We start from the raw sequence: 17,747 nt of genomic DNA, 5'->3' as shown, positions 1-17,747 counted from the left end.
AGTTTTTTAGTGGAAAAGAAAGTTTAATTATTTGGAATTTTTGATATGCTATACTTAAAGTAAATAAAAAATCAAAATTGAGGTGAATAGATGCAGTTTTTAAAAAAATATGGCGGCTATTTTTTAGTTTTAGGGGTCTTACTTGATTTTTTTACACCTTATTATGTCGGATTCAAAGATCAAGGTTACAATCAATTGACAGAAGTAATTAGCTTATTAGGTGATGTGAATAGTCCAGTTAGGGAAAACTTTAATCGGTTAACTATCATTGCGGGAATGTTGATGTTAGCAAGTTTACCTAGGATATATGCTATTTTTTCCAGAAAAACGAAAAAAGGTGCTTGGTTAGTAGTGGCAATGATTGGCGCTTATGGTTTATTTGATTGTATTTTCAGTGGGCTCTTCAGCGTAGACACTTCAAGCGCTGGCACAGTTGCTGCCGCGCTTCATAACGGAGGATCAGCAGTCGGTTATACAGGCTTTTTGTTGTTATCAGGCGTCTTAACCATTATCTACAGTAAATACGGTTCGCAAAAAAATAAAAACCTTTTTGGCTTTTTGTTTATTTTATGTATGCTTGCAGCCGGCTTATATGGCTTAGCAAGGATTCCACAGTTGCAACAGGTAAAACCATTTAATTATTTAGGCTTATGGCAAAGAGTGAGTTCATTTTGTAATTATCTACCAATGCTGGCACTGTGTTTACAAACTAAAACCAATGACAAATTTGATTGAACATTTGTCATTGGTTTTTTACTAGTTAAAATTGTCTGGTAATAACTTAATTATTGGCTACGGTGACTTCACCAGTAACAGTGGCACCATCTTTTTCTAAGTCAGCAGAATCTTTGTATTCTTGTTTATCAAAAGTAATATTGCCATTAACTTTGGTACCATTTAAAGTAAAGCCATTTGCTTTCACCTCAATATCACCTTTGACAGTCCCGTGAACGATGTTGAAATTTTCAGAAGAAACGATTAGCTTAGGAACCGTGATTTCATATTCAGCAGTTACTTTTTTATTATCATCTTGGGAATAAAGTGCTAATTTACGATAGACATCGTTGGAATCTTTCCCCTTATCATGGAAAGTACCAGCAACTGTTACCTCTTTATCAAAAGTGACATTGTCAGTAGCTGCGACAATCCAATTTCCTTTATCACTTAACGCCATTTCGAGCTCTTCAGGCTTGGCACTAATTGAAGCACCAGAGACTACTTCTGTACTTGAATTAGCTGTTTCTTTGCTACTAGAACTACTATCTGTTTTTTTATCAGATGAACAAGCACTAAGCAACACAAGAGCAGCAGTTGCCGTCAAAACAGTGGTGAGTACTTTAGACATTTTCATGAAAATCCCTCCAAAAAATTTATTTATTTCTTCCTTTATCATAACTGATTCAAAGGGAAATGAGTAATCATACACTCAAAGATTGAGAAGTTTGGCTAATGGGAAATTAGGCTTATTCTCTCAAGAAGGTTCAGGAAATATTCAAAGTAATCATTTCTTTTTCAAATGTTCCTTTTCTGTAGTAAGCTAGTAATAGACAGAATTTAAGGAGGAGATTTTGATGCCTTGGAATATGAATGATTATCCTACATCAATGAAAAATTTAGCACCTTTGATTCGGAAAAAAGCGATAGATATTGGCAATGCGTTGCTTGCGGATGGCTACCCTGATGATCGCGCCATTCCAATTGCGATTAGTCAAGCGGAGAAATGGTATCAAGAGGCAAGTGCAGCAGACAAAAAGGCATTTGAACAAGAAGCAAATCCTACGAAACAAGATTCGCATAAACAGGATAAACATGCGGGAAAATTATTAACGGCGGCTGTCAACGTTAAATATAAAGACGGCCAATGGTTGGTGATTTCAGACAGCGCTGAAAAAGCAAGTAATACATTTACCCACAAACAAGAGGCGATTGAACGAGCCCAAGAAATTGCTCGGAATAAGCAAACAAAGCTGAAAATCTATAAGCAAGATGGTACGTTACAAGAAACCAAAGAGTATACTGAATAATTTTTCGAAACCTTGATATTCCGTTGCAATTCAAGAAACGGTTATCAAGGTTTTTTTGCGAGGGAGAAATGGACAAGTAAGAAAAAATAACAAAAGTTAAGAATGAGAATAAGACTTGCTTTTCTAGTTTTTGGTGGGTACAATTACACTAATTAAGATAAAAAATCAAAATAATTGAGGTGCTACGACAATGGAAAAAGCCAATCTTGATTGGAATAATTTAGGATTTTCTTACATTAAAACGCCCTTTCGTTATATTAGTTATTGGCGAGATGGCAAGTGGGAAGAAGGCACGCTAACAGATAACAATCAGTTAACGATTAGTGAAGGTTCGCCTGCTCTACATTATGGCCAACAATGTTTTGAAGGATTAAAAGCGTATCAATGTGCAGATGGTTCTGTCAATTTGTTTCGTCCAGATGAAAATGCCAAACGGCTACAAAAAAGTTGTGCGCGTCTACTGATGCCACAAGTGCCAGTAGAAACCTTTGTTTCTGCATGCCAAGAAGTGGTGAAAGCCAACCTTGCTTATTTACCGCCATATGGAACGGGCGGTACGTTGTATCTTCGCCCTTATATGATTGGTGTCGGCGATAATATTGGCGTAGCACCTGCCAAAGAATACATTTTTTCTATTTTTTGCGTGCCGGTTGGTTCGTATTTTAAAAATGGTTTAGCACCAACCAACTTTATCGTTTCTGAATATGATCGAGCAGCGGGTCGAGGAACTGGGGCAGCTAAAGTGGGGGGCAATTATGCAGCTAGTCTTTTACCAGGTGCAGAAGCACATGAGAAAGAATTTAGTGATTGCATTTATTTAGATCCGTATACGCATACGAAAATTGAAGAAGTTGGTGCAGCCAATTTCTTTGGCATAACCAAAGATGGTACTTTTATTACGCCGAAATCAGCGTCTATTTTGCCAAGTATTACTAAATATTCATTATTGACGCTAGCAAAAGAACGTTTAGGGATGACGGCGCTTGAAGGAGACGTTTACATTGATCGATTAGCGGACTTCTCCGAAGCGGGTGCTTGTGGCACAGCGGCGATTATTTCTCCTATTGGTGGGATTCAAAACGGCACAGATTTCCATGTATTTTATAGTGAAACGGAAGTTGGACCAGTGACTAAGCAACTATATGATGAACTGGTTGGCATACAGTTTGGTGACAAAGAAGCGCCAGAAGGCTGGATTGTAAAAGTTTAAAGAGACAAAAGAGAGAGAATTCATGCTCTCTTTTTTTGTGTAGAATATTCAGAATTTTCTATAAAAAGATTGACTTTGATTCTATTTAAAGGAATAATGGAAGATACAAGATTTAAAAAAGGAGGGGAAGCTATTGCTTATTAAATCAGCAGAATCAGAAGAAATGACGATTTTTTTTGATAAAGAAAACCAACCAAATGCACAAGTTCAAATGGGCATTATTACATTACAACCTGGTGAAAAACGGCCTTTAGCTGGATATGCTCGCCATGAACAGGATGAATATTCTTATGTGATTTCTGGCGAAGCACATACGATTTTAGAAGATGGTCAAGACTTAGTTGGAAAAGCTGGACAAGCCCAATTAATTGAAGCTGGTGAGGGGCACATTAATTATAATAATGGGTTGGAGCCAGCGGTCGTTGTCTGGATGCTTGTGGAAAGGACAAAATAAAAGGGGAGCTGTCTTTCTGTAAGTAAGAGCATAAAAAAATGAAGAGTTATAGGAGAAAGAAGATGAAAAAGTATTTAAAAATCACAATGGTTTGTATTTTATTGGTAGGATTTTTAGCTGGGTGTACCAATAAAAATGAAAATAAAAAGAAACAGAAAAATACCAAAGAAGCCGTTCAACTGATGTCACCCTCGGAATTAACAACGCTCAACACCTCTGTATTATTGGATTTTCCAGATGCTATTGTCCAAACTGCAGCGTTTGAAGGGTTATATAGTTTAGATGAACAAGACCAATTGGTACCAGCCGTAGCAAAAGCATTGCCGATGATTTCAGAAGATGGAAAAACCTACACGATTTCTTTGAGAAAAGAAGCGGTTTGGAGTAACGATGATCCTGTCACAGCACATGATTTTGAATATGCTTGGAAAAAAATGATTGATCCTAAAAACGGCTTTGTTTATAGCTTCCTCATCGTTGAAACAATTCAAAATGGTGCAGAAATCTCAGCGGGGAAATTAGCACCCAATGAACTAGGTGTCACAGCTGTGGATGATTATACATTAAAGGTGACGCTCAAAGAGCCAAAACCGTACTTTACGTCCTTGTTAGCTTTTCCGACATTTTTCCCGCAAAATCAAAAAGTAGTCGAACAATTTGGTGCGGACTATGGAACTGCTAGTGATAAAGTCGTCTATAATGGTCCGTTCGTGGTAAAAGATTGGCAGCAAACAAAGATGGACTGGCAACTAGCAAAAAATAATCGCTATTGGGATCACCAGAACGTGCGCTCAGACATTATCAATTATACAGTTATCAAAGAAACATCTACCGCATTGAATCTTTTTGAAGATGGACAATTAGATGTGGCTACACTAAGTGGTGAACTGGCGCAACAGAATAAAAATAATACGTTGTATCATTCGTATCCAACAGCGACAATGAACTATTTGCGCTTAAATCAAAAACGGAAAGGGCAAGCAACGCCGCTTGCAAACGAAAACCTGCGTAAAGCATTGGCTTTAGGAATAGATAAAGAAAATCTAGTCAATAATATTATTGCAGATGGTTCTAAAGCGCTACATGGTGCGATTACGGAAGGCTTTGTGGCGAATCCCACAACGGGTCTCGATTTTCGTCAAGAAGCAGGTAATTTAATGGTTTATAACAAAGAAAAAGCGCAAAGTTATTGGAAAAAAGCACAAGCAGAATTAGGAGAAAAGGTTAACGTTGAATTGATGGTAACAGATGATGGTTCTTACAAAAAAATTGGTGAAAGTTTGCAAGGCTCGCTACAAGAATTGTTTCCTGGTTTGACAATAGAGCTAACCGCATTGCCGACTGAAGCTGCATTGAACTTTGGGCGAGAAAGTGACTATGATTTATTCTTAATTTACTGGACACCAGACTATCAAGACCCTATTTCTACCCTGATGACTTTATACAAGGGCAATGATCGCAATTATCAGAACCCTGTCTATGACAAATTATTAGATGAAGCAGCCACAACCTATGCCTTAGAGCCAGAAAAAAGATGGGCGACACTGATTGCAGCTGAAAAAGAAGTGATTGAAACGACTGCTGGCATGATTCCACTTAGCCAAAATGAACAAACAGTCCTGCAAAATGATAAAGTCAAAGGCTTGAATTTTCATACCTTTGGCGCTCCATTAACGTTAAAAAATGTTTATAAGGAAAAATAAAAAGAGAGCCTGGGCTGAAAATCGCTTTTGATTTTCGGCCCAGGCTTAAATCCTGCTTTTTAACCCAAAATTTGTCACCATTTAGCCTTTTCGGGTTTTATCTCGAACGCTTCTGTTCTAATAGTTCAGAATCAGGTGCAGTGTGGGGCTGGGCATATTTTTTCATATATGTCGGCAAGGCTTGACTAATTTTCGTTGGTAAAACAACATAGTCAGTTTTGGCCAAATCATCTCCAATGAGACTGTGTAAGTAGACGGCGCCAGCAATGGTTTCAATTGTCGGCTTAAACTGAGCTAAAAAACCAGCAATGATGCCAGCCAAGGTATCCCCAGTTCCGCCAGTAGCCATCCCAGGGTTGCCACCTGTATTTTGAAAAGGTTCTCCTGCGTGGAAAATTGTGGTGCGATGACTTTTTAAAACAATCGTACTGCCTAATTTTGCTTGTTGGCGCTGGTTATTTGCCAGTGTTTGTTGCTCGATAGGTAAGTGACTCAAACGTTGCCATTCCATTTGATGAGGTGTGAAAACAACTTTTTCAGGATAGGTAAGGGAAAAATTGCCTTGGCTAAACAGGGTAATTGCTGAGCCATCGATAATTAACCATTGTTGTTTTTGATGTTGGGCGAGTACCATCTTTAATATTTGTTGTGCAGTAGCATCTAAGCCTAAACCTGGACCAATTAAAATAACATCCGCTTGCTCTACGACGTTCGTCAGAAGGACTGTTTCTTCAAAGCCCACGACCATCGCTTCTGGGCATCTTGCATGTAAAGGCCCGTGATTTTTAACATCAGTAATCACAGTGGTGAGACCAGCGCCACTATTGATACACGCTTCGGTACTCATGATGATGGCTCCGCCATATTGTCGGTTTCCTCCGATTAATACAACACGCCCAAAATTACTTTTATAAGAGTCAGAGGGGCGTTGAGTGATGACTTCCTCTAAAATGTCCTTGCTTAAATAGCGCATTCTATCACTCCTTTTCTTGGGATTTCTTTGTTCTCAGTATACTACAAGAGCCCCGAAAAAATCAGTTTATTTAATGTTAAAAGTTACTCTATTGAAGGCAATGAGGTGTATAATAAGGACCAGATAAATGAGTTAGGAGAGTGAAACAGATGGAAGAGAAAAAAACATTTTATATGAGTGGCTACGTAGGAATTGCGAGCTTATTAGTTATTTTAATTGCGGGAATTGGTTTATTTATTTATGGAGCGAGTCATACCAATGGTGTTCTTGTTGTTTTAGGTATTATTTTGTTAGTTGGGGCTATTTTATTTTTAAGTTCCTTAACCATTGTTAGTCCCAACCAGGCGAAAGCTATTTTATTTTTTGGTCGCTACTTAGGTACGATTAAAGAAAATGGGTTGTTTATTACCATTCCATTTACGCAAAAAATGAACATTTCTTTGAAAGTGCGAAATTTCAATAGTTCTCTATTAAAAGTCAATGACTCTGACGGGAATCCAATCGAAATCTCTGCGGTCATCGTTTTTCGGGTAGTCGATACAGCTAAGGCGTTATTTAATGTCGATTATTATCAAGACTTTGTGGAAATTCAAAGTGAAACGGCAATCCGGCATGTAGCAACACAATATCCTTATGACACTTTTTCAGATAATGATGTAACTCTGCGAGGAAATACCGAACAAATTTCCGAGGAGTTAACCAAAGAATTGCAAGAACGCTTAGCAGTGGCTGGTGTAGAGGTTATCGAAACACGGTTGAATCATTTAGCTTATGCAACTGAAATAGCTAGCTCCATGTTGCAAAGACAGCAAGCAAAAGCAATCTTAGCGGCTCGACAAACAATTGTTGAAGGTGCGGTAAGCATGACACAAATGGCCTTAGAACAGATTGAAGAAGGGCAAGAAATTAATTTTACCGATGAACGAAAAGTACAACTTATTAATAATTTACTAGTCTCAATCATTACTGATAAGGGCACACAACCAGTTATTAATACAGGCGACGTTTCTTCTTAAAGAGGAAGCAACGCTAAAAATAGCAAAAAAGAGTCATCTTTCCGATGACTCTTTTTTTGATAAACACGAACATTATATAATTTTAATCTATAATATTTCGGTTTTTCTTTGACATCTCTTTTTCTCATTGTTAGAATAACAGTGAAAAAAGGCGGAAGGAGTTATTACATTCATGAAACCATTAGTCGCTGTGATTATGGGAAGTACCTCAGACTGGGCAACGATGAAAGCTGCTTGTCTTGTGTTGGAAGAGTTGAAAATTCCTTATGAAAAACGAGTGATATCAGCACATAGGACCCCTGACTTGATGTTTCGTTTTGCAGAGGAATCACGAACAAAAGGATTGAAGGTTATTATCGCTGGCGCTGGTGGAGCGGCCCATTTACCAGGGATGGTAGCTGCAAAGACAACCTTACCTGTCATTGGTGTTCCAGTTAAAACACGAACGTTAAACGGTATTGATTCACTGTTGTCTATTGTGCAGATGCCAGGGGGAGTTCCTGTAGCAACAACTGCGATTGGCTCAGCAGGTGCTACCAATGCTGGGTTATTAGCTGCAGAAATACTAAGTATTGATGATTTACAGTTAGCAGAAAGAATCCAAGCAAGACGACAATCATTGGAAAAAGCGGTTATGGAAAGTGGGGAACAACTTGAATAAACCTTTAAAAGTAGGAGCAACTATTGGCATTATAGGTGGGGGACAGTTAGGGCGAATGCTAGTCATGAGTGGTAAAAAAATGGGTTTCCAAATGATTGTGTTGGACCCAACGCTCAATAGTCCAGCTGGTCAAGTAGCTGACCGTCAAATTGTGGCAGCCTTTGATCAGATATCTGCTTTAACTGAACTAGCAGAGTTAAGCGATGTGATCACCTATGAATTTGAAAATATTGAAGTGGCCTCCCTAGAAAAGGCCATTCCACTAGAAAAGTTGCCACAAGGAACAGAATTGTTAAAAATTACTCAAAATCGATTGCTTGAAAAAACGTTTCTTCAATCGATTGGCTGTAAGATTGCCCCTTTTGCGGAAGTAAAAAGCCAGAAAGAGCTGCCACAAGCAATAGAAAAGATTGGTTTTCCATGTGTCTTAAAAACTATTCAAGGTGGATACGATGGAAAAGGACAGATCGTCTTAAAATGCGCAGAGGATTTCTTCCAAGCGACTGAATTATTAGCTAACGCCACTTGTGAATTAGAAAAGTGGGTGCCTTTCACTAAAGAACTTTCAATCATCGTTGCAGGGAATAAGCATGGTTACCAAAGCTTTCCTGTATCTGAAAACGTTCATCGAAAGAATATCTTGCATGAATCAATTGTGCCAGCTCGAATTTCTGAGAATGTGCAACAAAAAGCAGCGGAATTGGCGCAACACATTGCTGAGGAATTAAATTTATCTGGGGTTTTAGCTATCGAACTGTTTTTAACGGATTCAGAAGAGTTGTACGTCAATGAATTAGCGCCACGGCCTCATAACTCAGGTCATTACTCTATTGAAGCTTGCTCATTTAGTCAATTTGATGCGCATATTCGAGGGATTAGCAATTGGGGCATTGGGTTACCCCAGTTACTTCAACCAGTGGTTATGGTGAATCTCCTAGGCGAACACTTAGAAAAAAGCTACCAGTTATGCACGTCAAAACCCACTTGGCAAGTCCATTACTATGGAAAAGCCGAATCAAAAGTGGGCAGAAAAATGGGCCACGTCACCATTACAACACCTTGCTTATCAGAAACGTTAAAGGAAATTGAGACTGTTGGTATTTGGAACGTAACTTAATAAATGCTTGCTCCAAGCAAGTTTTTTATTTTTACATTCGACAAACACGAACGATTATTGTTTTTTTGTAACTAATGTAAGTTTTTGTCTGATGTAAATCAGCTGACTTAGAAAGAATAGGGTTCATGAAGCTAACGAGAAGAGGGAAAGAATGGAAAAGAAAGCACTTGTGTATACAGGAAAAGCGAAGAATTTGTATCAAACAGAAAATGCAGCGGTTCTTTTTGTGGAATATCTTGATCAAGCAACAGCTTTAAATGGTCAAAAAAAAGACAAAGTTCTTGGGAAAGGCGCTTTGAATAATCAAATCACTAGTCTAATTTTTGAACATTTACAGCAACAGAAGATTCCCAATCATTTTATCAAAAAAGTATCTGAACACGAACAATTAATTCAGGCCGTAGAAATGATTCCTTTGGAAGTTGTCGTACGTAATTATGCGGCAGGAAGTTTTTCAAAACGTTTAGCGATTGAAGAGGGCACTAAATTAGTGACGCCCATTATTGAATTTTATTACAAAGAAGATCGTCTGGATGATCCTTTTATTAACGAAGACCATATTCAATTTCTAAAAGTAGCCACTCCTGCTGAAATTGTGGAGATTAAAGCATTGGCTTTACAAATTAATCAGGCGCTTAGTCAACTCTTTCAACGCCTCAATATTTGTTTGATCGATTTTAAAATCGAGATTGGTCGGACGAAGGCCAATCAATTGTTACTGGCAGATGAAATTTCTCCAGACACCTGTCGTCTATGGGATTTAAACACAAACGAACATCTGGATAAAGATGTTTATCGCCGTGAATTAGGAGAAATAGTTCCTGTATATGAAGAAGTTTTACAACGTTTACTAACAGCTAATTGAGGAGGAAGCGCGTATGTATTTTGTCAAAGTCTATGTTACGTATAAAGAATCAATTTTGGATCCCCAAGGTGAAGCGGTTAAGGAAGCAGTCCATCGGCTTGGTTTTACAGAAGTAGCCGAAATCCGTGTCGGTAAGTATTTTGAAATGCACGTCCAGCAGACAGAAGCAATTGAAGAGAAAATTGAACAAATTTGTGATCAACTATTAGCCAATGTAAATATGGAATCCTATCGTTTTGAAATTTTATCTTTGGAGGAAATTTAAATGAAATTGGCAGTGATTGTTTTTCCAGGATCCAATTGTGATGCAGACTTATTGTGGGCTGTCAAAGAGGTGATGGGCATCGATGCAGAATTTGTCCGACACGATGCCACTTCTTTAGCAAAATTTGATGGCGTATTGTTGCCTGGTGGTTTTTCTTATGGCGATTACTTACGTTGTGGTGCAATTGCTCGGTTTTCGCCAATTATCAATGAGGTGATTCGCTTTGCTACAGAAGGCAAAATGGTTTTTGGTACTTGTAATGGCTTTCAAATTTTAACAGAAATTGGCTTGCTTCCTGGTACGTTGTTAAGAAATGATTCGCTTCGTTTTATTTGTAAAAGTGTCCCATTGAAAGTGAATACGCACACAAAGTTTACAAGCGAGTATCCTGAAAATGTTTCGATACATTTACCAGTAGCACATGGCGAAGGGAATTACTATTGTGATGAAAAAACGTTGCAAGAGCTGAAAGAAAAGAACCAAATTGTTTTTACGTATCAAGAAAAGGTGAACGGTAGTCTTGCGAATATTGCTGGTATTTGTAATGAACAGGGCAATGTTCTAGGAATGATGCCTCATCCGGAACGAGCGATGGAAGAATTGTTAGGTTCAACAGATGGACGCAGCTTTTTTGCTTCAATCATTAAAAACTTTGGAAAGGAATTAAGCCAATGATGAATGAACCAACACCAAAAGAAATCAAGGAGACACGGTTGTATGCAGAATGGGGACTAACAGATGAAGAATATCATCAGATTGAGACCATTTTGCAAAGAGAACCTAATTATACAGAAACTGGCTTATTCTCCGTGATGTGGAGTGAACATTGCTCTTACAAAAATTCCAAGCCCGTTTTAAAAAAGTTTCCGACGGAAGGGCCACAAGTGCTTCAAGGCCCTGGTGAAGGAGCTGGGATTGTCGATATTGGTGACGGATTAGCTGTTGTTTTTAAAGCAGAGAGCCATAATCATCCTTCTGCAGTAGAACCTTACGAAGGAGCAGCTACAGGCGTTGGTGGAATTATTCGCGATATTTTCAGTATGGGGGCGCGGCCGATTGCTTTACTGGATTCGCTAAGATTTGGCGAACTGACGGATGCACGAACACGTTATTTGTTTCAAGAAGTTGTGGCGGGGATTAGCGGTTATGGAAATTGTATTGGTATTCCAACCGTTGGCGGCGAAATTGCTTTTGAGCCATGTTATCAAGGAAACCCACTTGTCAATGCTATGTGTGTGGGATTGATTCGTCATGATGAGATTCAAAAAGGCCAAGCAAAAGGCGTCGGAAATAGTATTCTTTACGTAGGTGCGAAAACAGGACGAGATGGAATTCATGGTGCGACCTTTGCTTCAGAAGAATTTAGTGAAGGTGAAGAACAGCAACGATCTGCGGTACAAGTAGGTGATCCGTTTATGGAAAAATTATTATTGGAAGCTTGTCTTGATTTAATCAAAAATCATCAAGATATTTTAATCGGCATCCAAGATATGGGGGCGGCTGGCTTGGTTTCTTCAAGTGCTGAAATGGCATCAAAAGCAGGTTCAGGCTTGATTCTAGAGCTAGATAAAGTTCCACAGAGAGAGACGCAGATGAGCCCCTATGAAATGCTCTTGTCTGAGTCCCAAGAGCGGATGTTAATCTGTGTGGAAAAAGGAGCAGAACAGCAAGTTTGTGAATTGTTTCAAACGTATGACTTAGAAGCGGTAGCGATTGGATCCGTAACAGATGATGGACAGTATCGTGTCTTTCACAGTGGCAAAATAGTCGCAGATGTACCAGTAGATGCTTTAGCAGAAGAAGCACCTGTTTACCAGAAAGCCTATCAAGAACCAGAACGGATGCGTGCTTTTAAAAAATTAGCGCCCTTCATTCCAGAAATTACGAATAGCACGGAATTATTAAAACGCCTATTGCAACAGCCAACGATTGCATCAAAAAAATCAGTTTACGAAACCTATGATAGTCAAGTACAAACGAATACAGTGGTGCAACCAGGAAGTGATGCAGCTGTTTTAAGAGTGCGGGGCACCAATAAAGCCTTAGCGATGACGACAGATTGTAATAGCCGTTATTTGTATTTAAATCCTGAAATTGGTGGGCAAATTGCGGTTGCAGAAGCAGCCCGTAATATTGTAGCAAGTGGAGCACAACCTTTGGCTATCACTGATTGTTTGAATTATGGTTCCCCTGATAAACCAGAAAGTTTTTGGGAATTATGGACGTCGGCGGATGGAATCGCCGCAGCTTGCCGTCAGCTAGGAACACCCGTGATTTCTGGGAACGTCTCTCTTTACAATGAAACAGATGGTCAAGCCATTTATCCAACGCCAATGATCGGCATGGTGGGAGTGATTGAAGATGTTTCACAAATTACCACACAAGCGTTTAAACAAGTGGATGACTTAATTTATCTCATCGGTGAAACCCACGCAGATTTTAACGGCTCAGAAATTCAAAAAATGCAACTGGGTCGAATTGAAGGGCAATTACGCTCATTTGATTTAAAAGAGGAAAAAGCAAACCAAGAATTAGTTTTAAAAGCAATTCAAGCAGGCCTAGTTGCTAGCGCGCATGATTGCGCTGAAGGCGGCGTTGCCGTTGCTTTAGCCGAGTCGGCTTTTGCTAACGAACTGGGGTTACAGGTGACACTGCCATTAAAAAAAGAATATCTATTTGCGGAGACGCAATCCCGTTTTATTCTTTCAGTTAGTCCCCAGCATCAAGAAGCATTTGAAACACTTATCGGAAGAAAAGCTCAACATATTGGGAAAGTGACTGAAACTGGTTTGGTCCTTCATGCGTTAGATGATGTGATCAATTGTTCAACAAAAGAAGCCAAAGCCTTATGGGAGGATGCGATTCCATGTCTTATGAAGCAAAAAGCTTAAATGAAGAGTGTGGTATTTTTGGTATTTGGGGTCATCCTGATGCGGCACAAGTGACCTATTTTGGTTTACACAGCTTACAGCATCGAGGCCAAGAAGGTGCAGGAATTGTGGCGAACAATTCTGGGAAATTAGATGGCCACCGTGATTTAGGTTTATTAGCAGAAGTATTCCAAAAGCAAGAACAACTGAATGCGTTAGAGGGAACGGCGGCTATTGGTCATGTACGCTATGCAACCGCTGGTACGGGTAGCGTGGATAATATTCAGCCATTTTTATTTAAATTTTATGATAGTCAAATTGGGTTAGCACACAATGGCAATTTGACAAATGCCAAGCGTTTACGAAAACAACTAGAAAGAGAAGGCGCTATTTTTCATTCTAATTCAGACACTGAAATTTTAATGCACTTGATTCGAAAAAGCACTGCTGCCTCGTTTCTCGATAAACTAAAAGAGAGCTTGAATTTGGTTAAGGGGGGCTTTGCTTATCTTTTATTAACAGAAACGATGATGATTGCTGCACTCGATCCCAATGGCTTTCGCCCTCTCTCCATCGGACAAATGAACAATGGGGCGTACGTTGTGGCATCCGAAACGTGTGCATTAGAAACAGTTGGGGCTCGCTTTATTCAAGATGTGGCGCCTGGTGAAGTAGTCATCATTTCTGATGAAGGCTTGAAAATAGAGGTTTTCACTACGGAAGTCCAACCGGCGATTTGCGCAATGGAATATATTTATTTTGCACGACCAGATTCAAATATTGCTGGAGTTAATGTGCATACAGCTCGTAAAAGAATGGGGAAGAACTTGGCAATCGAAAGTCCAGTCGCAGCTGATATGGTAATTGGGGTACCGAACTCGTCATTGTCTGCAGCTAGCGGCTATGCAGAAGAAGCACAGATACCTTACGAACTAGGTTTAGTAAAAAATCAATATGTCGCTCGAACGTTCATCCAGCCGACACAAGAATTAAGAGAACAAGGTGTCCGTATGAAACTATCGGCAGTTCGTGGCGTGGTCAAAGGAAAAAAAGTCGTTTTAGTAGATGATTCGATTGTTCGCGGAACCACTATTCGGCGCATTATCCATTTATTAAAAGAAGCAGAAGCGCAAGAAGTTCATGTCAGAATTGCTTCACCGCCATTAAAATATCCGTGTTTTTATGGCATTGATATACAGACAAGGGACGAACTAATTGCGGCAAACTATTCAATTGAAGAGATCAAAGAGCAGATTGGCGCAGATTCGCTGGCTTTTTTGAGTGAAGCAGGGCTGATTGATGGGATTCAATTAAATTATGATGCTCCTTATTCTGGGCTGTGTATGGCTTACTTTAATGGAGACTATCCAACGCCTTTGTATGATTATGAAGAACAATATCAAGCATCCTTGAAAAAAGAAACTAGGAGGAATTGACATGGAAAATGCCTATTCAAAAGCTGGCGTAAATGTTGAGGCAGGATACGAAGTAGTGGAACGAATTCAAAAGCATAGCCAAAAGACACAACGGACGGGAACGTTGGGCATGCTTGGTGGTTTTGGTGGTTGTTTTGATTTAAGTAGTTACAAGCTTAAAGAACCAGTTTTGGTATCAGGAACGGATGGCGTAGGCACAAAGTTACTCTTGGCAATTGAAGAACAGAAACACGAGACAATCGGAATTGATTGTGTAGCAATGTGTGTCAATGATGTCGTCGCACAAGGCGCCGAACCGTTATATTTTTTAGATTATTTAGCGTTAGGGACCGTTAATCCAGCTAAAGTTGAAGCAATTGTTGCGGGTGTTGCGGCTGGCTGTTGTGAGGCGAATGCAGCCTTAATTGGGGGCGAAACAGCTGAAATGCCTGATATGTATGAAGCAGATGCTTATGACGTGGCTGGTTTTGCCGTGGGTATTGCTGAGAAAAGTCAACTCTTGACTCCAAGTAACGTAAAAGAAGGCGATTTCTTGATTGGTCTTCCTTCAAGTGGTCTTCATTCTAATGGTTACTCTTTAGTAAGAAATGTTTTTTTTAAGAAACATTCGTTTAAAACAACGGACAAGCTTCCAGAATTGGCACCCAAAACGTTAGGGGAAGAATTATTAACACCAACAAAAATTTATGTGAAGGAATTATTGCCATTGTTAAAAGCAGGACTCGTGCATGGGGCTGCGCATATTACTGGCGGCGGGTTTTTAGAAAATCTACCAAGAATGTTTTCTTCTTCATTAGCTGCAGAGATTCAATTAAATAGTTGGCCAGTGCTACCAATTTTTAAATTGATTCAAAAATACGGTGAAATTCCACCTGAAGAAATGTATGAAATTTTCAATATGGGCTTAGGGATGATTTTAGCGGTGAGTCCAGAGCATGTTGAAAAAGTTCAGGAGCTTTTGCCAGAAGCTTTTGAAATTGGTCGTTTGGTACCTAGGAAAACGAAAGCCGTTATTTTTAAGGAAGCCTTATGAAGATAGCTGTTTTTGCATCTGGCAATGGTAGCAATTTTGAGGCGATTGCTGCAGCTTTTTCCCAGAAAAAAATCGCAGGGCAGTTGAGCTTAGTCTTTTGTGATCAGCCTGAAGCCTACGTATTGACCCGTGCCCAAAAACGCAAGATTCCCGTTGTTTGCTTTTCGCCATCTGATTTTTCATCTCGTGAGCAATATGAGGAACAAGTATTGAAACATTTAAAAGAGCATCAGATCGATTTAATCGTGTTAGCTGGTTATTTGAGAATTATCGGCAAGACTTTACTGGAGGCTTATCCAAAGAGAATCGTCAATATTCATCCTTCTCTATTACCTAGTTTTCCAGGTCTTCACGGAATTGAAGAGGCATTTCATTATGGAGTGAAAATAACAGGAATCACTATCCATTATGTTGACTCTGGAGTTGATACAGGACCGATTATTTTTCAAACAACCACCAAGATTGATACTGAAGATACATTGGACACATTAGCAGAGAAAATTCATGCTCTTGAGCACGAATGGTACCCAAAAATAATTTCACAAATTGTAAAGGAGACAATGAAATGACCAAAAGAGCATTGATTAGCGTTTCAGACAAAACAGGAGTGACAACATTTGCAGCAGGCTTAGTTGCAAATGGCTTTGAAATTATCTCCACTGGGGGAACAAGGACTGTCTTAGAAGAAGCGGGGGTACCGACACTTGCTATTGACGACATCACTGGCTTTCCAGAAATGTTAGATGGCCGTGTCAAAACGTTACATCCGAATATCCATGGCGGACTTTTGGCAAAAAGGGGAAACCAAGCGCATCAAAAAGCACTGACTGAACAAGGCATTCATTTTATTGACCTTGTAGTAGTGAATCTTTATCCATTTAAAGAAACAATTTTAAAACCAGCGATCTCTGAAACAGAAGCAATTGAAATGATTGATATTGGGGGTCCTAGCATGTTACGTTCAGCGGCAAAAAATTATCAAGACGTAACAGCAGTGGTTGATCCTAGTGATTATGAACAGGTATTAAGTGAAATTAGCAGCACTGGAACTAGCCAGTTAGCCACTAGAAAAAGATTAGCAGCAAAAGTCTTTCGTCATACTGCTGCTTATGACGCGCTTATCGCTGACTATTTAACGACGCAAGTGGGTGAAACTGAACCAGAGAAACAGACGCTTACTTATGAACGTAAGCAAACATTGCGTTATGGCGAAAATAGCCATCAACAGGCCACCTTTTATCAATCCGTTGTACCTGTATCATTATCCATTGCTTCCGCTCGACAACTTCATGGCAAAGAACTTTCATATAACAATATTCGAGATGCTGATGCAGCACTCCGGATTGCTAGCGAGTTTACAGAACCAACGGTCGTCGCTGTTAAACATATGAACCCATGTGGAATTGGAACAGGAAAAACGATTTTGGCAGCCTATCGTCAGGCATTTGAAGCAGATCCAGTTTCAATTTTTGGTGGCATTGTTGTTTTGAATCGTCCAGTGGACCAAGCGACTGCGGCTGAAATGCATCAAATCTTTTTAGAGATAATTATTGCGCCTAGTTTTGAGGAAGAAGCTCTGGCACTGTTGTCTCAGAAAAAGAATCTTCGTTTGTTAACGTTAGATTTTCATGCTCAAGAAAAAAAAGCGGCGGAATTAGTTTCTGTTATGGGCGGGTTATTAATTCAAGAACAAGATACAGTTGTTGAAAATGAACAAGCATGGCAAGTAGTTACAGAGCGCCAACCCACACCAGCTGAAAGAGACGCATTGAACTTTGCTTGGAAAGCAGTCAAGCATGTAAAATCAAACGCTATTGTTTTAGCCAATAAAAGCCAAACGGTGGGGATTGGCGCTGGTCAAATGAATCGAATTGGTTCAGTAAAAATTGCAGTTGATCAAGCCCAAGCAGCTGGAAAATTACAAGGGGCCGTCTTAGCAAGTGATGCCTTTTTCCCTATGGCAGATAGCGTGGAATATGCTGCACAACATGGCATTCAAGCAATTATTCAGCCAGGCGGGAGCATTAAAGACCAAGCATCAATCGATCTAGCGAATCATTATGGTATTGCGATGATTTTTACTGGGACTCGTCATTTCAAACATTAATTTTTAAAGGAGA

At 39.5% G+C, this 17,747-nt stretch carries 18 protein-coding genes; 16 read left to right on the top strand and 2 right to left on the bottom strand.

Annotation, left to right across the window (positions count from 1 at the left end; translation table 11 throughout):
* The first annotated feature begins 90 nt into the window (after positions 1-90).
* A complete protein-coding gene (locus IGJ03_RS07255) occupies positions 91-735 on the top strand; it encodes a DUF998 domain-containing protein (protein ID WP_002369262.1) in 645 nt (214 codons plus the stop codon).
* A gap of 46 nt (positions 736-781) precedes the next feature.
* Here the strand turns inward: IGJ03_RS07255 and IGJ03_RS07250 are convergent, their stop codons facing one another.
* Entirely contained in the window at positions 782-1,393 is a 612-nt protein-coding gene (locus IGJ03_RS07250; protein ID WP_002382413.1) for a lipoprotein, read from the bottom strand.
* A 178-nt stretch (positions 1,394-1,571) separates the two neighbouring features.
* Between IGJ03_RS07250 and IGJ03_RS07245 the strand changes: the two genes are divergently transcribed.
* The 4 genes from IGJ03_RS07245 to IGJ03_RS07230 all read left to right on the top strand — a co-directional run bounded on the left by IGJ03_RS07245 (position 1,572) and on the right by IGJ03_RS07230 (position 5,391).
* Positions 1,572-2,024 (top strand): DUF2188 domain-containing protein, encoded by a 453-nt coding sequence (locus IGJ03_RS07245; protein WP_002369264.1) that lies wholly within the window; start codon positions 1,572-1,574, stop codon positions 2,022-2,024.
* A gap of 190 nt (positions 2,025-2,214) precedes the next feature.
* The gene (locus IGJ03_RS07240; RefSeq protein ID WP_002369265.1) at positions 2,215-3,234 is read left to right on the top strand and encodes a branched-chain amino acid aminotransferase; all 1,020 of its coding nucleotides are present in this window, start codon (positions 2,215-2,217) and stop codon (positions 3,232-3,234) included.
* Between the two features lie 133 nt (positions 3,235-3,367).
* The gene (locus IGJ03_RS07235; RefSeq protein WP_002369266.1) at positions 3,368-3,688 is read left to right on the top strand and encodes a cupin domain-containing protein; all 321 of its coding nucleotides are present in this window, start codon (positions 3,368-3,370) and stop codon (positions 3,686-3,688) included.
* A 62-nt stretch (positions 3,689-3,750) separates the two neighbouring features.
* Entirely contained in the window at positions 3,751-5,391 is a 1,641-nt protein-coding gene (locus tag IGJ03_RS07230; RefSeq protein ID WP_002369267.1) for a peptide ABC transporter substrate-binding protein, read from the top strand.
* Between the two features lie 97 nt (positions 5,392-5,488).
* Here IGJ03_RS07230 and IGJ03_RS07225 read toward each other — a convergent pair whose 3' ends face one another.
* Positions 5,489-6,364, bottom strand: coding sequence for an NAD(P)H-hydrate dehydratase (locus tag IGJ03_RS07225; protein WP_002365767.1), 876 nt, complete (start codon positions 6,362-6,364; stop codon positions 5,489-5,491).
* Between the two features lie 149 nt (positions 6,365-6,513).
* Between IGJ03_RS07225 and IGJ03_RS07220 the strand changes: the two genes are divergently transcribed.
* The 11 genes from IGJ03_RS07220 (at position 6,514) to purH (ending at position 17,734) form a co-directional block, all read left to right on the top strand.
* A complete protein-coding gene (locus IGJ03_RS07220; RefSeq protein WP_002357267.1) occupies positions 6,514-7,380 on the top strand; it encodes an SPFH domain-containing protein in 867 nt (288 codons plus the stop codon).
* Positions 7,381-7,552: 172 nt separating this feature from the next.
* Entirely contained in the window at positions 7,553-8,041 is a 489-nt protein-coding gene (purE, locus tag IGJ03_RS07215) for a 5-(carboxyamino)imidazole ribonucleotide mutase (RefSeq protein WP_002365766.1), read from the top strand.
* Complete coding sequence (gene purK, locus IGJ03_RS07210; protein WP_375804634.1) at positions 8,034-9,158, top strand: 5-(carboxyamino)imidazole ribonucleotide synthase; 1,125 nt, start codon at positions 8,034-8,036, stop codon at positions 9,156-9,158. Before purE ends, purK begins: the two co-directional genes overlap by 8 nt.
* A gap of 151 nt (positions 9,159-9,309) precedes the next feature.
* Positions 9,310-10,023 carry a phosphoribosylaminoimidazolesuccinocarboxamide synthase gene (gene purC / locus IGJ03_RS07205; RefSeq protein WP_010824718.1) on the top strand — a complete coding sequence of 238 codons (714 nt, stop codon included), beginning with the start codon at positions 9,310-9,312 and terminating at the stop codon, positions 10,021-10,023.
* A gap of 13 nt (positions 10,024-10,036) precedes the next feature.
* A complete protein-coding gene (gene purS, locus IGJ03_RS07200; protein WP_002357271.1) occupies positions 10,037-10,288 on the top strand; it encodes a phosphoribosylformylglycinamidine synthase subunit PurS in 252 nt (83 codons plus the stop codon).
* Positions 10,289-10,963, top strand: a complete 675-nt coding sequence (gene purQ, locus IGJ03_RS07195; RefSeq protein ID WP_010824717.1) for a phosphoribosylformylglycinamidine synthase subunit PurQ — start codon at positions 10,289-10,291, stop codon at positions 10,961-10,963.
* Positions 10,960-13,179: a phosphoribosylformylglycinamidine synthase subunit PurL gene (gene purL / locus IGJ03_RS07190; RefSeq protein WP_095725372.1), complete on the top strand. Its 2,220-nt coding sequence runs from the start codon at positions 10,960-10,962 to the stop codon at positions 13,177-13,179. The genes purQ and purL overlap by 4 nt, the downstream gene beginning before the upstream one ends.
* Positions 13,155-14,594, top strand: a complete 1,440-nt coding sequence (gene purF, locus IGJ03_RS07185) for an amidophosphoribosyltransferase (protein WP_002394511.1) — start codon at positions 13,155-13,157, stop codon at positions 14,592-14,594. Before purL ends, purF begins: the two co-directional genes overlap by 25 nt.
* Position 14,595: 1 nt before the next feature.
* Positions 14,596-15,627: a phosphoribosylformylglycinamidine cyclo-ligase gene (gene purM / locus IGJ03_RS07180; RefSeq protein WP_010825296.1), complete on the top strand. Its 1,032-nt coding sequence runs from the start codon at positions 14,596-14,598 to the stop codon at positions 15,625-15,627.
* Positions 15,624-16,196: a phosphoribosylglycinamide formyltransferase gene (purN, locus tag IGJ03_RS07175; protein ID WP_113848484.1), complete on the top strand. Its 573-nt coding sequence runs from the start codon at positions 15,624-15,626 to the stop codon at positions 16,194-16,196. The genes purM and purN overlap by 4 nt, the downstream gene beginning before the upstream one ends.
* Positions 16,148-17,734, top strand: a complete 1,587-nt coding sequence (gene purH, locus IGJ03_RS07170; RefSeq protein ID WP_002397374.1) for a bifunctional phosphoribosylaminoimidazolecarboxamide formyltransferase/IMP cyclohydrolase — start codon at positions 16,148-16,150, stop codon at positions 17,732-17,734. The genes purN and purH overlap by 49 nt, the downstream gene beginning before the upstream one ends.
* The last annotated feature ends 13 nt before the right edge of the window (positions 17,735-17,747 follow it).

It is taken from the genome of Enterococcus sp. DIV1315a, from assembly GCF_051712325.1.
GTDB lineage: Bacteria > Bacillota > Bacilli > Lactobacillales > Enterococcaceae > Enterococcus > Enterococcus faecalis.
The sequence above is the reverse complement of the archived record's forward strand: the minus strand, read 5'-3'. Positions and strand labels throughout refer to the sequence as shown.

Bases quoted from the DNA above. Each gene is read 5' to 3' on its own strand.
- purN (WP_113848484.1), top strand. From the start codon at position 15,624: ATGAAGATAGCTGTTTTTGCATCTGGCAATGGTAGCAATTTTGAGGCG.
- purC (WP_010824718.1), top strand. From the start codon at position 9,310: ATGGAAAAGAAAGCACTTGTGTATACAGGAAAAGCGAAGAATTTGTAT.
- IGJ03_RS07245 (WP_002369264.1), top strand. From the start codon at position 1,572: ATGCCTTGGAATATGAATGATTATCCTACATCAATGAAAAATTTAGCA.
- purS (WP_002357271.1), top strand. From the start codon at position 10,037: ATGTATTTTGTCAAAGTCTATGTTACGTATAAAGAATCAATTTTGGAT.
- IGJ03_RS07230 (WP_002369267.1), top strand. From the start codon at position 3,751: ATGAAAAAGTATTTAAAAATCACAATGGTTTGTATTTTATTGGTAGGA.
- purF (WP_002394511.1), top strand. From the start codon at position 13,155: ATGTCTTATGAAGCAAAAAGCTTAAATGAAGAGTGTGGTATTTTTGGT.
- purQ (WP_010824717.1), top strand. From the start codon at position 10,289: ATGAAATTGGCAGTGATTGTTTTTCCAGGATCCAATTGTGATGCAGAC.
- IGJ03_RS07240 (WP_002369265.1), top strand. From the start codon at position 2,215: ATGGAAAAAGCCAATCTTGATTGGAATAATTTAGGATTTTCTTACATT.
- purM (WP_010825296.1), top strand. From the start codon at position 14,596: ATGGAAAATGCCTATTCAAAAGCTGGCGTAAATGTTGAGGCAGGATAC.
- IGJ03_RS07255 (WP_002369262.1), top strand. From the start codon at position 91: ATGCAGTTTTTAAAAAAATATGGCGGCTATTTTTTAGTTTTAGGGGTC.
- IGJ03_RS07220 (WP_002357267.1), top strand. From the start codon at position 6,514: ATGGAAGAGAAAAAAACATTTTATATGAGTGGCTACGTAGGAATTGCG.
- IGJ03_RS07250 (WP_002382413.1), bottom strand. From the start codon at position 1,393: ATGATAAAGGAAGAAATAAATAAATTTTTTGGAGGGATTTTCATGAAA.
- purL (WP_095725372.1), top strand. From the start codon at position 10,960: ATGATGAATGAACCAACACCAAAAGAAATCAAGGAGACACGGTTGTAT.
- purH (WP_002397374.1), top strand. From the start codon at position 16,148: ATGGTACCCAAAAATAATTTCACAAATTGTAAAGGAGACAATGAAATG.
- purE (WP_002365766.1), top strand. From the start codon at position 7,553: ATGAAACCATTAGTCGCTGTGATTATGGGAAGTACCTCAGACTGGGCA.
- IGJ03_RS07225 (WP_002365767.1), bottom strand. From the start codon at position 6,364: ATGCGCTATTTAAGCAAGGACATTTTAGAGGAAGTCATCACTCAACGC.